The sequence below is a fragment of the Actinoplanes aureus genome, from assembly GCF_015704865.1.
Lineage (GTDB): Bacteria > Actinomycetota > Actinomycetes > Mycobacteriales > Micromonosporaceae > Actinoplanes > Actinoplanes aureus.
On sequence record NZ_JADQTO010000042.1, the window covers coordinates 16,856 to 32,570 of the forward strand.

General features: G+C 69.5%; 9 protein-coding genes and 1 pseudogene. 6 read left to right on the top strand and 4 right to left on the bottom strand.

Annotated features, from left to right (window positions below):
• Positions 1-408: 408 nt before the first annotated feature.
• Positions 409-3,234, top strand: a complete 2,826-nt coding sequence (locus tag I4J89_RS45325) for a DEAD/DEAH box helicase family protein (RefSeq protein ID WP_196420432.1) — start codon at positions 409-411, stop codon at positions 3,232-3,234.
• Here I4J89_RS45325 and I4J89_RS51870 read toward each other — a convergent pair.
• From I4J89_RS51870 to I4J89_RS45340, 3 genes are read right to left on the bottom strand one after another with little or no spacing between them, the layout of a single operon-like run.
• Positions 3,143-6,052: a dynamin family protein gene (locus I4J89_RS51870; protein ID WP_196420433.1), complete on the bottom strand. Its 2,910-nt coding sequence runs from the start codon at positions 6,050-6,052 to the stop codon at positions 3,143-3,145. The two genes, I4J89_RS45325 and I4J89_RS51870, sit on opposite strands and share 92 nt — an antisense overlap.
• A 2-nt stretch (positions 6,053-6,054) precedes the next feature.
• Positions 6,055-7,542 carry a hypothetical protein gene (locus I4J89_RS45335; RefSeq protein WP_196420434.1) on the bottom strand — a complete coding sequence of 496 codons (1,488 nt, stop codon included), beginning with the start codon at positions 7,540-7,542 and terminating at the stop codon, positions 6,055-6,057.
• A complete protein-coding gene (locus I4J89_RS45340) occupies positions 7,539-9,395 on the bottom strand; it encodes a dynamin family protein (protein ID WP_196420435.1) in 1,857 nt (618 codons plus the stop codon). Before I4J89_RS45340 ends, I4J89_RS45335 begins: the two co-directional genes overlap by 4 nt.
• A gap of 365 nt (positions 9,396-9,760) precedes the next feature.
• On the opposite strand from I4J89_RS45340, the pseudogene I4J89_RS50595 reads away from it, so the two are divergent.
• Together I4J89_RS50595 and I4J89_RS51175 are read left to right on the top strand one after the other, a co-directional pair.
• Positions 9,761-9,856: pseudogene (locus I4J89_RS50595) on the top strand (IS5/IS1182 family transposase); the annotation flags it as partial.
• A gap of 331 nt (positions 9,857-10,187) precedes the next feature.
• Positions 10,188-10,313 (top strand): hypothetical protein, encoded by a 126-nt coding sequence (locus tag I4J89_RS51175; protein WP_255521982.1) that lies wholly within the window; start codon positions 10,188-10,190, stop codon positions 10,311-10,313.
• A gap of 956 nt (positions 10,314-11,269) precedes the next feature.
• Here the strand turns inward: I4J89_RS51175 and I4J89_RS45345 are convergent.
• Complete coding sequence (locus tag I4J89_RS45345) at positions 11,270-11,890, bottom strand: TetR/AcrR family transcriptional regulator (protein WP_196420436.1); 621 nt, start codon at positions 11,888-11,890, stop codon at positions 11,270-11,272.
• Between the two features lie 83 nt (positions 11,891-11,973).
• Here I4J89_RS45345 and I4J89_RS45350 point away from each other — a divergent pair, with 83 nt between their 5' ends.
• The 3 genes from I4J89_RS45350 (at position 11,974) to I4J89_RS45360 (ending at position 15,689) form a co-directional block, all read left to right on the top strand.
• Positions 11,974-12,570 carry a flavodoxin family protein gene (locus I4J89_RS45350; RefSeq protein WP_196420437.1) on the top strand — a complete coding sequence of 199 codons (597 nt, stop codon included), beginning with the start codon at positions 11,974-11,976 and terminating at the stop codon, positions 12,568-12,570.
• Complete coding sequence (locus I4J89_RS45355) at positions 12,567-13,631, top strand: NAD(P)H-dependent flavin oxidoreductase (RefSeq protein WP_196420438.1); 1,065 nt, start codon at positions 12,567-12,569, stop codon at positions 13,629-13,631. Before I4J89_RS45350 ends, I4J89_RS45355 begins: the two co-directional genes overlap by 4 nt.
• Before the next feature lie 912 nt (positions 13,632-14,543).
• Positions 14,544-15,689 (top strand): hypothetical protein, encoded by a 1,146-nt coding sequence (locus I4J89_RS45360; protein ID WP_196420439.1) that lies wholly within the window; start codon positions 14,544-14,546, stop codon positions 15,687-15,689.
• Positions 15,690-15,715 lie beyond the last annotated feature (26 nt).

The window sequence follows — 15,715 nt, forward strand, 5'->3', positions numbered from 1 at the left end:
GACCGCGGCGAGATCCCGCTGCAGGAGATGGACGGGTGCGACGCCGACCGCGCCGCGTCCGTTAGCGCCCTGTTCGCGACTGAGGCGCTAGGCGCCCATAACCATCCCCGTTGCGACGCCCGGATGTCGATCCCGACCGGACCCTGCTACGGACGGTGTCCTGGCTGAGCAGCAGATAGGTCTTCACTAGCTTGACCTTCTGGGCGTGCGGCGCACCCCAGCCGGCCATGACGATGAGCACGACGGCGCACAGCATTCGCAGTGCGAGGTAGCCGATGTAGATTTCGGCGAGGAATGTAGTCGACATGCCAGTTGTCTCCATTGGTGATCCGAGTACAGGTGCTGGATTGGTTGTCTGCTATTTGATGCCGATCGTTGGCCGTCCTCCAGGACCGGCGGACGGGCACTGTGGCTGACCAGCTCAGTCCGCGCAACGCGGCGGACGAGGGCCGGACGGGCCGGATCCGGCTACCGTCGCAGGCCGCCATTCCCGGTCGCCCGGCGGCCACCGCACTGCGTGACGCGTTGCGCTGGCTGGTGCGGGATTCGGCCTTCGCGACCCTCGAGGAGCTGGGCTCGGCCATGCCCCGTGTGATGGGCCGCCGGCGGCTGTCCGAGCTGCTGAGCGGGCATCAGCTGCCCGACACCCACGACGTCGACGGTCTGGTTTCGCGGTGCGCACCGAAACGGCGGGCGGAAATCCTCGGCCTGCTTAGGGCGGCGCATGCGGAGGATTCCGCCGCCCGCACCCGTCCGGAGTGGGACCTGTCGGCGCTGGTCCGGCAGACGTCGGCGGACGGCCAGCGGCTGCCGCTGGTTAAGGAGATCACCGACTGGCAGCGGTTCGGGGTGCACCACCCGATCGCAGTCCTCGCCTCCGGGCAGGACCTGAGCGAGCGGACGGCGGCCGGCGTGCTGCCCGCTTACGTACTCCGGGAGCGGGACCGCACCCAGCTGCGACCAGCACTGGTCGCTGCCGCCGACGGGCCACCGGTGCTGGTGCTGATCACCGGCGAGTCGACCGCGGGCAAGAGCCGGACCGCCATGGAGGCGGCCCGGGCCGAGCTCGCGGATTGGCGGCTGCTCGTTCCCCGTACGCCGGACCTGTTGGCGCAGCTGCTGGACCGCCGCCCGAATCTGGCCTTCACTGTCGTCTGGGTGGACGAGGCCGACGAGTTCCTCCAGCAGAGCCGGGGCGCCGAGGTGCTGGAGCGACTCCTCGACTTGCCCTCAGGTCCGACGATTGTGCTGGCCACGCTCCGTACGGACGCCGAGGACGCGCTGCGCGGCACAGCGGCCGGACGCCGGCTCCGGTACCCCGCCGTCCGCCGGATCACCCTGCACCGCCGACCGCCGGCAGGAGAGCTGGCCGCCGAGCTTGACCGCGCCCGCCGCCTCGACGACCCGTGGATTGCCGAGGCTCTCACCAAGGTCGGCGACGGCTACGGGCTGGCGGAGTGGCTAGCCGCCGGTCCGCAGGTGTTGACCGAGTGGGAGCAGGCCGGAGCCAGCGAACGCGATGTGGTCAGACGGACGGGCGCCGCGATCGTGGCTGCGGCGATCGACTGCTACCGCGCCGGCTACACAACGCCCGTCCCTGAACGACTCCTGCACGAGGCGCACCGGCTCTACCTTCCCGTTCCGGCGGCCGCGGAGGATGCTGTCTGGCCGGCCGCCCTCGCCTGGGCGCGCGCCCCGGTCGCGGGTGCCACGGGACTGCTCATTCACCGGCCCGCGCGAGGGGACCGGGCCTTCGACTACCTGCTCTCCCACGCACACCGCACCGGCGCCCCGGCAGTCGACGAGCGGCTCTGGCCGATCCTCGCCCGGCACGCCACCCCGGCTACGCTCGCCACGATCACCGCGTCCGCAGCCCGCCACGGCCGGACCGGCCTGGTCCGCGCCTTGGAGGAGCGGTCCCTGGCCCATCTGACCTATCGGGCCGATCACGGCGACGGATCAGCCGCCGAGTCGCTGGCTGCGCTGCTCGCAGGCCAGGACGACGTCGCCGGGTTGACCCGCCGGGCCGACTTACCCGCCTCCCGCGCCCTGGACAACTTGCTCTTCGAGCGAGGTGACGCCGCCGGGCTGGCACAGCGGGCCGAGACGAGCGACGGCGCCGGCTGGCTGCTCGCCGTCCTGCTGCACCGGCGCGGCGACCAGGCCGAGCTGACCCGCCGCGCGGACGACGGCGACCGGAGCGCTGCCCAGCTCCTGGCCCGGCTGCTCCAGGAACGAGGGGACGAGACCGGGTTGAGCCGGCGCGCCGAGCTCGGGGACCAGCACGCCGCCCAGCTGCTCGCCGCGCTCCTCGTTGAGCGCCGCGACGAGGCCGAACTGTCCCGGCGGGCCGGCGAAGGCGACACGTACGCGGCACAGTCGCTGGCCGCGATCCGGATCGAGCGCGTGGACGAGGCGGAGCTGGCCCTGCTCGCCGACGGCGGGAACCGCGACGCCGGCATGCGGCTCAGCCACCTGCTCGCCGAGCGGGCCGACGAGGCCGAGCTGAGCCGCCGCGCCGATCGGGGCGACCACTATGCCGCCCGCGCCCTGGTCGGCCTCCTGGCGGCGCGGCAGGACGAGACCGCCCTGGCGGAGCGCGCCGACCGCGGCGACGTGAACGCCGTCGTGGAGCTGGCCCGACTGCTGGCCGACCGGGGCGACACGGGAGAGCTGACCCGCCGCGCGGACGGCGGCGACCGGCACGCCGGGGCCGAGCTGGCCCGCCTGCTGGCCGCGCAGGGCCGCGAGGACGAACTGGCACGCCGCGCCGGGAACGGCGACGCCTACGCTCCGATCTGGCTGGCCGAGCTGCTGGCGGGCCGCGGCGACGAGACCGCGCTGAGCCGCCGCGCCGACGACGGGGACCAGAACGCCACCCTCAAGCTGGCGTTGCTGCTGCACAGCCGCGGCGACGAGGCCGAGCTCACCCGGCGGGCCGACGCGGGCGACCATCGGGCTGCCCGCGAGCTGGCCGCCCTGCTGGCCGAGCGCGGTGACGAGGCCGGGCTGGTGCGCCGCGCCGACGCCGGTGACGACGACGCCGTTCTGTGCCTGGCCAGGCTCCTGGCCGAGCGCGGCGACGAAAAAGCGCTGGCCGACCGCGGCGACCGCTGGGCGGCCCGCCTGCTCACCGACCTGCTCATGGCGCGGGGCTCCGCCGGCGCAGGTCGCCCAGCAGGCGCCGATAGCGTTGGGCCAGGTCATGGCGGTCGCGGAGGACATCCGCGCTAACCAGGTCCGCCGGGGCCTCCAGGGCGGCCAGCTCGGCGGCGACGCTGCCGGCGACCCGTTCGCCCTCGGCGCGGAGCTGGGCGTGATGCTCGTCGACGAGCCGGCGCGCGTCGGCGTGTCCGGCGCTGCAGCTCACGTTCCAGGGATTCTCGATGCGCCCGCGGTTGTCGGTGATGTCCTTCGCGCGGCTCTCCCCGTTGAAGATCCGGTCCCAGAGCGAGTGCCAGATCGCCCGGCCGGCGCCACCGAGAGTTGTCTCGGCCGTGAAGAAGACCTCCTCGTGGGTGTAGGGCGGCCGCGCGATGCTCTGCTCCGGCAGTGCCTCGGCGACGAGCGTGGCGAACTTTCCGGCCATGCCGTTCAGCACCTCGCGCACCTGCGCCTCCGCGCCGGTGTTCAGGGTGGCGAACTGGCCCTCCAGCGTGGTCTCGACATCGTCGAAGGCGTCCTTGTCGACGAGGCCCTCGATGGTGAGCTGCACCGGACGGGTGAGCTGCTGCAGCCGGGAGCCGACCTGTTCCCGCGCCCAGAACCGTCCCCAGCCCGGTGACGTCTCCAGGTCGTCGAGAATGCGCTTCATCCTCCGGTGCTGGCTGCGGAGCCGGTCGGCGGCGGCCTTGCGCGCCTGCTCGCGCAGCCGGGACTGCTCGAGCTGCGCCTCGTGCCGCCGGGCCACCTCGGCGAGCGCGTGCCGGGCCTCGTCGATCCACGCCAGCAGGCGCGGCTCGCGGATCGTGGCGACGTACTTGCCGACCGCCTCGGCCAGGTTGTCGAAAGCCTGATTGCGCGTGCGCGTCTCGACGAAATAGGTGACCGGCCGGCCGACACCCATCCGTTCCATGTGGTCCTTGAGCAGGGTTTCCTGCTTCCTGGCATCCGTGCCTTGCGGGTCCAGGCTGCCGCGCCGGGTGAGGACGAAGAAGAAGCGGCTGGATTCCTGCCCGACGCCGCAACTCGCGAGGAACCGCAGATTGGCGGTGTCCTCCTTGCCTTCGAACGAGCCCGTGCCGTCGAAGCAGTAGATGACCGGGCATTTGCGTTCGGCGATGATGCGCCGCGCCATCTCGCGGTGGTGGGGTACGGGCGCATCACTGCCGGGCGTGTCGATGAAGGACACATGCTTGAGCAGCGGGTGGTTGTAGCCGATGCGCAGATGATGCACGCGGAGGGCGTAAGAAGGGACGGCCACTGCCCGCAGCGCCGTCTTTAGGTCGCTTGCGCCGAGGGGCGGCGGCGGCTGGTCGAACCGGTCGATGCGAGCGCTCCGCGCGACCGGCGCGCCGGGCAACTGCGGCGCAGAGGCGCTGCGGTGCGGGTAGACGAACTTCGCCGTTCCACCGGTGGTATCTAGGATCCGGCGGAAGGACTCGTCGTCCCGGCTCGCCGCCACGGCGTAGTCCCGGCCGTCCGGGCTCATGTCGGTGACCACGAAGTCGCCGGACGCCACCTCCCCAGACGCCCGCCACGCGGCGAACGCGGCCACCTCCTCCTCGGCCACCTTGAACCCGTCCCGGATGCCGCTCGGCCGCAGGAACCGCAGCTCGGTGGCGGTGAGCAGGTCGATGCCGAGTAGGCTCCGCTCCGGCGCCCACTCGATGATGTTGATCGTCGAGGTCTCCCGCTTGACGTTGGTGGGCAGCAGTACGGGGTCGCGGTCGTTGTTCTCAACCTCGAGCATCGCGTTGATCACCGACGACTTGCCGCTCGAGAACCGGCCCATCACGGCGATCTCCACCCGGTCCTCCTCGACCCGCTGGGAGAGCCCGCCGAAGGAGGCCAGTTCCTGCTCGGTCAGCCCCAGCGACTCGTCTCCGGCGGCCGCGCGCAGCAGGCCGGCCAGCAGATTGCGGTCGTGGGCATAGCCCGTGCCGGGCGGCAGCGGAGGATCTTCGGTCACGACCGGCTCCACGACGGGACCTTCCTCGTTGTACTCGTGCAGGCGCCGGGCGAGCCGGCGTCGCAGCCGGCGCATCTCGATCGCGTCGGCGAGTCCCGCCACGACGGTGATCCGGTCCAGCGCCTTGGTCACCGTCGGGATCCGCCGGGCATAGTCGTCAGGCATGGCGTTCTGAGCGGTCGACGCGAGCCGGGCGGTGTTGTCGACCCAGGCGGCGCCGAGGGACCGCAGGCGTTCGCGGCGACCGTCCTGGCCGGTCCGGATCTGCGTGGTGAGCTGCGGCGCGGCGCGCAGAGCAGCGACGGTCAGCCGGAGCAGCTCGCTCTCCTCGCTCTCGTCCGCGGCTGCCGGATGGAACCGCGCGGTGACCAGCGGCAGCACGAACGGGACTGTCGCGCCGGGGAACTCCTCGATCCGCAGTTCGCTGCGCCGGGCCGTCAGATCTGGCGCGAGCAGCGGCTCGACGACGGCGCCGACCCGGTCCCGAAGGTGCTCCTCGAGTTCCTCCTCGACGTCGCTCGATCCGCGCGGCTGCCGTACGAAGAGGATCCCCATGTTCTCGCGGGGCAGGGTGTCCAGCTCCGCCCCGCCGCACGTGGTCGGCAGCACGAGGAGCCGACAGTCCCACCGGTCCAGCAGCCGGGCGGGGAGGGCGACGTCGACGCGGCGCAGGTTCGGCACGTCCAGGTCGCCGGGATCCCAGAGCCGGGCGGGAGTGGGCCGGTCGCCGGTGCGCGTCGGCGCCCACCGGCGCATGCTCGGCGTCTTCGCATACCGGAACTCGATGGGCACCGGAAGCACCCGGGTGCCGCTGTGCAGGGCGCCGACAGCACCGATGGTGTCGGCGAGCACGTCGTGCACGAAGCGCCTCTGCTCGGCGGGGGCCCGCGACACCACGGCCAGCGTGAACGGTTCCGGCACGCTCACCAGCTCCGCGACCAGGCGAGGAGGGATACGACGTCGGCGTACGCGGACCCCCACGCGTTGCGCTCGTCGACGGCCGACGCGATGGCCGCCGTGCGCGTCTGCAGCACCGAGCCGGTGGCTGCTGCGTCGGCGCGCGCGGCCTTCTCCGCCAGCCCGGCCGCCACCTCAGCGAACCGGGCGAGCCGGTCCTTCGTCAGCGCCTCGAGATCGTGGGTGATCTGGATGGAGATGCGGTCCGAGGGTTCGTCGGCAGTGGCCCGCTCGACCATCTCCTCGATTTTGTCGAGGATGGCCTTGCCGCGGCGCAGGGCCGACGGCGCCCGACGCATCATCATTGTCCCGGCAGTGTTCTTCGGCGGCTCCGGTTCGGGCTGCTCACCGAGGAGATCGGCCACATTGGTGCAGGTCTCGCGCAGCCTGGCCAGCACCGGCTCCAGGTCCAGTGAGGCCAGCGCGGCCCGGCGTTCCGCCAGCTCGGGGCTGCTCCATGTGCCGGGCCAGGCCAGCGGTGGCGGCTCGTGCCGTACGTCGAGCTGGGACTGCAGCTTGCCGAGCTCCGTCTCGAAGCGGTCGACGCCGTCGCGGAACTGGTCCCGGGCGGTGGGCACCACCCGGTCGAGGGACTCCTGGAACTCCTGCCAGCCCACGCGGATCGGCTCGGTCACGTCCGCCCAGTCGCCCTGGCACCCGGCGGCCGCCCAGGCCAGCGCGCTGCGGGCGAGAGCGTCCGCGGTCAGCCACAGACGGCCTTCGAGATCACGGACGGCGCTTTCCACGGCCAGCGGAACCCTGCCGGCCGCGTCGCCGAGGTTGACGACGGTGAGCGACAGCTGGCGCTGCGCCGTACGTACCGCGGAGACCTCGCGATCCCGCTGGCGCAGGCGTTCGTCGAGCCGGTTCCCGGAGGCCTCGGTCAGGACCCGGTTCAGCGTGGCGCGGGCGGCGGCCTCGTGCAGCGCGGCCGGGTCGCCGTCGGTCGCCTGCCCGATGAACGTGGCGAACTCGGCGGCGGGACCGCTCTCGCCGGCGAACCACCAACGGACGCCGGAGCCGGCGAGTTCCGGCCGGAGCCGCGCCTCTTCAAGCTCGGCGCACGGATCGGCCCCGGACGCGCGGTCGATCCGGGTGACCACCAGGGCGGCGGGGCACCGCCACGAGCAGGCGTCCAGCAGATCGACGGCTTCCTTACGGCTCAGCGCCCGGACGGCCGGGGTGGTCACCACCAGTAGGTCCCACGCAGGCAGTTGTGGGATCTTGCCGGGTTCATATTCGGCGACGCTCGCCGCGGGCTGGGCCGCCGCGATGGCGGCGGCGATTTGCGTACGCCCGGAGTCAGGCTCCCCGGCGACCGCGACCACCACGCCCCCGGCGAGGAAAGTCTGCAGCCCGCCCACCTTGTCCGCAAGGTCGACGAGACCGAGCCGGCGCAGCGCGTCGCCGGCAACTGCGGCGACCTCCGTGACGGACCTCTCGGCGGCGGTCACGCGGCGTCCCCCGTCCGCAGCTGCCGGGCGTCCTTGGTCAGCCTGCCGATTTGCAGGATGGCCGACTTCCACTGCTCGGCCTCCTGAACGAGACCGAGGCGTTCGGCGTCCTTGCCGCCGGCGGCGGTACGAGTCTGCTGGACCAGGCCGTCGAAGGTCTGGGCGTTCAGCGCGTAGAAGGGCTTGGCGGTCTTGTGGGCGAAGATCTGCTGCTGGCCCAGCAGCTGAATCCGGGCCTGCCGCTTGATCCGCTGGATGCGGGCCGGCCCGCGCCGCAGCACGTTGTTACCAGCCTTGGCCGAGAGCGCCAGCAGGGCCAGCTCGAACAGCATCCCGCCCGGGTTGAACAGCATGATCAGTAATGCGCCGTCGACGGCCAAGCTCACCGCCAGCCGGCGCAGGTGGTCGGTGATCTGATCGACCAGATCACCCGGGTCGAAGGACCCGCCGCCACCCGCGGCCCGGACATCCCGCAGCGCCTCCCGCCATTCGCCCTCCAGGACGTGGTGGATCTCCCGGCTGATCCTGTCCACCGCAACTTCGGCCAGCTCGTCCGGAAAGATCGTCTTGAACTTGTCGACGAGATCCTGGCGGTATTCCTCCTCCACCTCCTTGTCGCGCATGTTCCACAGCACCTTGGCGCTGCCCAGCACCCCGGCGTCGGCTACCCGGTCGATGTAGACGTCGACCGCCTCAGCCATCTGCGCCATGTAGGCGCCGACGTGCAGATCGACGATCTCGCCGATCTTGGCGTCGATGTACTCCCGCCGCGGCCGCAGGATCTTGTCGATCTGCCCGGCGATCTCGGTGACCTCGGTCTCCAGAGCCCTGGCTTGGCCCTCGCGCAGCCCCGCCATGCCGGCGGCATCCTGGCTGAGCCGGCCCAGGTCGCTGGTGACCGTGGTGACCACGCGGTCCAGGCGCTGACCGACGGCCGGCCCGGTGACCAGGCTCTCCCGCAGGCGGTCGCGCAACTCGACCAGGCCCGCCGCCTCCAGGTCCCGTTCGGCCTGCGCGGTTCGGCTCTCGTCCCCGGCCGCCCGCGCCGCCTCCAGTTCCTGCTGCGCGGCCAGCACACCGGGAGTGTCGAAGCCGATCGGGTCGCCCTCGATCACGTCCGGGAAGGCGGCACGGGTGCCCTCGATCGCGTCTTCGCGCTCGCCGACCTGGTCCATCCGGGTGACCACCGCGATCATGCGGCGCTTCTCGATCCGAAGCCGCTCGGCCAGCCGCTCGGCCTCCTCACCGCCGGGCCGCAGACCGTTGACGACCAGCACCGCCGCGTCGGTCAGCTTGAGCGACTCGATGGTGACCTCGTCGTCGTGGTCGTTCGCGCCCAGGCCCGGCGTGTCCACGATGATCAGGTTGTGCAGCAGCGGCGAGTCGATGGTTAGTTTGACCCGCACGCCCGCTCCGCTGTATTTGCGGCCCATGTCGGAGCGCTGATCGGCGTACACGGCCGCATCCTGCACGGAACCGCTGAAGATGACTCTGCCGTCGCGGGCGATCACCTCACCACGTTCCGGTGACGCACCCCAGATCTCGGTCACGGCGCCGGTGGTCGGCACGATCGCCTGCGGAACCAGGCCGGGCCGCCCGATCAGCGCATTGATCATGGAACTCTTGCCGGCCTTGAACTCGCCCACGACGGAGAGCCGAAACGGATCCGCATACCGTTCGGCCTGGACCTTGATGCTCTGCTCGGCCTGCTCGAACGTGACCGGGACTGATCTTTCCCAGCGGGCATCGAGGTGGGCGCTCTCCCGCAGCACCTGGCGGGCGAAGGCAAGAAACTGGTAGATGTCGGTTCGGGACGCCGATGGGCCGATGGGCATACCTTCGGGCACGGTCACGGAGACTCCTTGGCAGACGCTGCGACAAACTCGGCTACGGCGTCTGTGACGGAGAAGTTCATCGATCTTGAACGAAATGGACAAACAGCTGGCGTCCACATCGGACGACCAGGCCACATCCGTCCAAGAGCGAGGGCTTTCGGTCGCGCCTAGGTTCTTGTCCCTTAGATAAAGGCGGTCAGGTACGGCGCGGAGCCAGTCGGGCATTTCGACGAGATCGAGGCTGGCCGGAAACGGACGCCTAGCTTGTCGTAAAGCGTTACCAATCCACGCCAGTGCATACGCCGGTTGAAGCGGCGTCCCCCGCGACGGCCGGCTAGCTCCTTGAGCAGGCGACCTCGTCGCGGGTGGACTGCACCGGCCCGAAGCTCGGCTTCGACTGCGGCACGATGTGCTGGCGCCGGCTACGCGACTGGAACATCGCCGGTGTCTGGCAGCGCCTGCACGAGGTTGTACCTGCCGACAAATACACCCTCACTGTCAGAGGGCGTTCCTAAACATGAAAACGATCTTGGTTCGTCGGACCCAGTGCAGGGTCGTTGCGTTCTGGGATTCCGCTGGTGATGCCGATGATGAGGTCGCGTGAGCGGCGGGTGGCACGGGCAATGTTGGTTTCCCGCGGGACCCGCGGAACCCGATCGCGGTGTTACGCAGCGTTGCTATCACGGCGGGCCCGGTACCGGTCCGATTGGCGTTAATCCCCACGAAACGTGACATCCATGACATCATGGACCCGAGACGTCACCTTCCACGAAGACGACTCCTAACTGCGGACTGGTAACTCCCGGCGGCGTGTCCAGCTTCCGGAACTCGGTCTTCAACACCTTCCGCCTCGCCGGACGCGCGAACATCGCCTACGCCAGCCGTGACCTGCGCGATCTCCATAACCGCCGCGAAGTCGCGGTCTACGGCATGTAACAAAAAATAACCAAATTAGACATAGAGGAACAGCGCCGGGCGGTGGGGTACGGCCGCCCACTTCTCACTGGGCCACCCAACCGTTCTCCGCCGCGGAACCGACGCGTCTATGTGGAAGAACCTACGAGGAAGCTGTGACAGCACCCGAACGCTCCTGCCGCCCGTGGAGCTCAGCCGGCGACCGAACACTGACGGAGCGCTCCGGTCGCCGAGGAGTGGTCAGCTGGCGCCCGAACGCTCGATAGAGCACTCCGAGCACGAGGGAGAGGCCATGGGAGCAGACGTGGTAAAGAGGTCACGCCCTACAGCACTGTTGACCTGCGCAGACGTGCTCTTCGACGCCATTGGGCGCTGTTCGCAGAGCTCTCCTGTGTGAACGTAGTCCGATCAAGCCGCTGACCAGGCAAAACGCAAATAAGGCCTGGTCAGACGACGCTACCCGACGTTACTGAACGCTGGTCGACGCCATTCGGCGCTGCCAGGACCACCCCGTCTGCTCCCCGCCGATCAGCCGGTTTGGGGAGCGCCGCACGACCCCCGCCAGAAACACCGAATTCATCGCCACGGCGCTCCCTGCAACCAACAAGAACAGCCAGTGAGCAGCACAAACACTTCGCCGAGAGGACCTCCGCTGCTCCCCCACCCGGGCGGCGCCTCGGCCAGTGGTCCGAGGGCCGGCCAAACCAGGGGGCCTGCTCCCCGCAGAACCTCGGCAAGACGCCCGGTGGGGAGCAAGCGCGGGAGCACAGGACCGCCCGACGACAGTCAAACAGAGCCTTCTTACTACCGCGCTGCTCCCTCATCAGCGGAACATCCGCCAGACTCGCAGTCACTGACCGTAGCCGAGACGGATCGCCCGACCCATGATCACGTTTACGGATTTGCCGAGGAGAGTGCGCAGTGTCATCACGCAAGAATGAGCCGGGCGAGCGAATGTCCGCAGGGGGTAGCCGGGCTCAGTTGCCGGTTGATTCATCTGTTGGTGGGACAGTTACCAGTCGTCGGACGTGCGGCCACAGATCGTCGAGCGATCCCACGCCGCCGGCGAGTTTCGCCAGCAGCACGGCTCCCTCGATCTGCGCGACCACGGCCCGCGCAGTGGCCCGGTCGGCGTATCCGGGCGCGACGCTGCCGTCCCGCACACCATCGGCCAGTGCGGCGTGGACGAGTTCGGTCTGTTCGGCGAAGGCGGCGGTGAGGCGCTGCTGAACGGCGGCCTCCTGGTTGCTTAATTCGATCGCCAGATTGCCGAGCAGGCACCCGTCGACCCGGCCGGTCTCCTGCCACCCCTGCCGTTGTGTCTCGACGAGCCAGCCGATGAGGCGCTGAAGGCGTTCCAAGGCCGATTCAGGCCCGGTGAGCAGCTCGCGCCACCCTGTCCGCTGCGCCTGCCAGTGGGTGTCGATGACCTCGATGGTCAGTGCCTGCTTGGACTCGAAGAAGTGGTAGAAGCTGCCCTTGCGGACATCGGCGCGCACGCAGATCTCGGCCACCCCGACGGCGGCGTAGCCACGAGTGTGCAGCAGCTCACAGGCGCTGTCGCGCAGCCGGTCACGAGCGGTACTGGTTCGGCCCATGGGACGAGTATACGAGCGGTCAACTATCTTTTAGTTGACCGGTCGTCTAGTTTCCTCTCATCACCTCTTGGAAGGAGGACGACATGTCCATCAGTGTCGTCATCGCGTACCACAGCGGCTACGGCCATACCGCACGCCAAGCTCGGGCCGTCGCCTCCGGCGCGGCATCGGTTCCCGGTGTCACCGCTGCCCTGCACGACATCTCCGCACTGGACGATGCGCTGTGGCAGGCCCTCACCGACGCCGAAGCGATCATCTTCGGCACCCCCACCTACATGGGCAGCCAGTCTGCCGTCTTCCAGGCCTTCGCCGAGGCCAGCGGGTCGGTCTGGGCGCAGCAGGGTTGGCGCGACAAGATCGCTGCAGGGTTCACCACGTCCGCCGGTGTCAACGGCGACAAACTGAACACCCTGTCGTCGCTGGCGGTGTTCGCCGCCCAGCACGGCATGCATTGGGTTTCGCTCGGGCTGCCGCCCGGGTGGCTCTATTCCACCGTCGGTGATGTGGAGGATCTCAATCGCTTGGGCGGGTTCCTCGGCGCGATGGCGCAGGCGCCCTCCGACGCCGGCCCGGATGACGCGCCGGGGACGGCCGACCTGCGCACTGCCGAGCACCTCGGCCGCAGGGTCGCCCGGGTCGCGGTCGAACTGCGCCATGGCCGCCTGGTCGGTGCGGCATGAGCGCCCGGCTGACCGAACTGCTGGGAATCGATGTTCCGATCATCCAGGGCCCGTTCGGCGGTGGCTTGTCGAGCGTCGCACTCGTCGCCGCGGTCAGCGGCGCCGGCGGCCTCGGCTCGTTCGGTGCGCACCATCTGGACCCCGATGCGATCACGGCGCTCGTTGCCGACCTCAAGTCGGCGGTGCCCCGGGACCGGCCGTTCAACGTGAACCTGTGGGTGCCGCACCCGTATGAAGCAGGCCTGCGCCCGGCACCCGCGGACTTCGAACGGCTCCGGCCGCTCTACGAGCGCCTCGGCGTGTCGGCGCCGACCTCGTACACAACGCCGCCGGTCTTCGACGATCAGATGGACGCTCTGCTGGCAGCGCAGCCACCGGTGATCAGTTTCGTCATGGGCACGCCGTCCGCCGACGTGGTGACCGAGGCCCGCCGCCGAGGCATCGTGATGATCGGCACCGCCACCACCGTCGACGAGGCAGTGGCCGTGGAAGCCGCGGGACTTGACGTCGTGGTCGCCTCCGGCAGCGACGCCGGCGGGCATCGGGGCGCCTTCCTGCGGCCGGTCGCCGAGTCGCTGGTGGGAACGTTCTCGCTCGTTCCGCAGGTCGTCGACGCCGTCCGCATTCCTGTGGTCGCGGCCGGTGGGATCGCCGACCGTCGCGGTGTGACGGCGGCGCTCGCGCTCGGCGCCGCGGGCGTACAGATCGGAACCGGCTTCCTGGCAACGACACAGTCGGGGGCGAGCCCGATCCACAAGGCTGCACTCACCGGTCCCGACGCCCGGATCACCGTGCTCACCCGACTGTTCTCCGGCCGCCACGCGCGAGCGATCATCAACCCGCTGATCCGGGAACTCACGGCGGAAGAGGCGAACGTGCCCGAGTATCCGGTGCACAACGCGCTGATGCAGCCCCTGCGTCGAGCCGCCGCAGCCCACAACGACTCGCGATATATCAACCTCTGGGCCGGGCAGTCCGCTTCGCTGTCACGGTCGGTCACCGCGCAGGAATACCTGGCCACGCTGGTGGCCGACGACAGCAACCGGTTCGAGAGCATCTGACGGCGTATCGGTGGGCGGAGGACCGCGACCTTCCGTCCACCTAGCGCCAGTTGCATGACCGCAGGACGGCCATTCTTCTATCTCGGAAAAGGCGCGTTCTACCCCGGGCGACGCTCGGTGAAAGTCAGGGGTGCGCGTCTACTCACATGCCGCCGTCCGTGCGCGCCGAGCGGTGAACTACTACTGGCCTGGTGGCGATCGGCGCTGGTGGCAGTGCCGGATACTCCTGCTTTCCGCTGTCCGGGAGGTCTCATACGTAGCCGCGATTAGGTACTCCGCGTCATTGAGGGCCTCCGGGGCCAACCTGGTCCCCGACTAGTCATCCCACTTGAACAGCTCCGGGTGGTTGCCAGCTCGGCCGGGAGATTCGCAAGGTCTGTCACGTGAAACGTGACGAGGCCGCACCCGGCGCGAGTGAGCGCTCGGACAGCCGTCACGCCTCGAATGCCCCAACCTCGCCGCGTCTTCCTCCAAAGCTTGGCTTCCTGGCGGTCTATGTCGGTGCGCACGCCTACTTCGACGCGGGTGCCGTCACATGCAGGACATGGCGGATGTGCCACGGGTGGGGCCTCGGTCATGGTCGTAGATCTACCACAGCGCCAGCTCCCGAGCCGAGCGCCACGATGGTAGCTGCGATTCGCGGGGCTGCCTGCCGACGACGATCGAACAACGCGCAAGCATCCGGATCTGCCGCAGGCCGTACGCGCCGACCGCCGAGCCGTCATCACGCTCCGTACAGCAGGGTTGCCATCTCATGCGGATCTGCCGATGTGCGCGCACTCGTTCATGCCGACGAGCGGGTGCGTAGCCGTGATGGCGCGGCGCCCGGCAAGCGAGCCCGTAACACTGGCGCTGAACGATGATGGTGCGTTTCGCCGGAGCTCGGCGTCGGTCCTCGATAGTCTGGGCACCGTGACCCTCGTGGATACAGTCCAGATCGATGACTACCGTCCCGAGTACTCGCTGCTGGTTCTATTGGACCCAAGCGTGCAGTGGGATTACGAGGATCCTGAGGTGCCGCGGTACCGCGATCGCGGCGATCAACCGACCGGAACCTTCGCCGGGACCGGAGCCGGTTGGGTCACCGCGCAGGCACCTGGCCTTGCTGATCATGTAGTGCGCCTTGAGTTACACGACAGCCCACCGCCGGCTGATTGCGCTGAGTTCGACGATGTGCTGGAGGCGCCGTACCGTTCCAGTTCCGGCGGGTTGTCGCTTACCACCTTGACCGGCGGTGTCGGTCCGTCGGACTTCGGACTCGGGGATGCGGAATGGTACCGGGTGCGGGTGGCACGTCGGCAAACTGACACGGAGAACACCCGGCGCTACATCTGGACGCTGCGGTTCTGGCCCGAGCCGACGGTAGAGCCCCCTGTCTGGTTAGCCCGCAGCCACCCGGCGGTTGGTCCCGGCGACAACGGCTGGCACTCGGCGTTGCCGGACTGGGCGACGGAGGTGGCCTACATTGCAGCCAACATGGCGAACCGCCTCGGCGAGCCTGTGACGCTGCAGCAGGTCGAGGCCGGCTACCAGGCACCTCCGCGGTATGCGGCGGGCTGGCTGGACGATCCGCTGCCGCCAGACCATTCTCCGACTGGCCCCAACGCGAACATGTACCTCGCGCTGCTCGCTGAAAAGCAGCGTCGGCTCGACCAGATCGCGGCTGAGCTGGGTGTCCCGCCCGTGCGCCACAAACGCGATGTGTTCCCTCTGATGGTCGCCGCCGGCATGCTGGTGCGTGAGGGACCAGATGCTTACCGAGCCGTCCAACCCGCCCGGATCGATACAGTCGTGTCGCTGCCGTCTGAAGAGGTTGAGGCCATCCGTCAGCGCGACATGCGCAGCCGCTACGGCGCTGTCACAGAGGATCTCGAAGCGGTACTGCGCTGGACAATCGGACCTACGCTAGCCACCACGGCGGGCGAGCTGGCCGACCGTTTGCTGATCAGCGAGAGGGAGCTGGCCGACGCACTGGCATACGCGGAGGAGGCCGGTCTGCTGCATGCCGGCAGCGAGCAAACGATGCAACTCCGCCTTGGTCCCCGGGTCTCCTCTTGAGCCGGTTGCCGTCAACCAAATTCGAG

Coding starts and splice junctions, on each gene's coding strand:
- I4J89_RS45355 (WP_196420438.1), top strand. CDS start 12,567: ATGAGCGCCCGGCTGACCGAACTGCTGGGAATCGATGTTCCGATCATC.
- I4J89_RS45350 (WP_196420437.1), top strand. CDS start 11,974: ATGTCCATCAGTGTCGTCATCGCGTACCACAGCGGCTACGGCCATACC.
- I4J89_RS45345 (WP_196420436.1), bottom strand. CDS start 11,890: ATGGGCCGAACCAGTACCGCTCGTGACCGGCTGCGCGACAGCGCCTGT.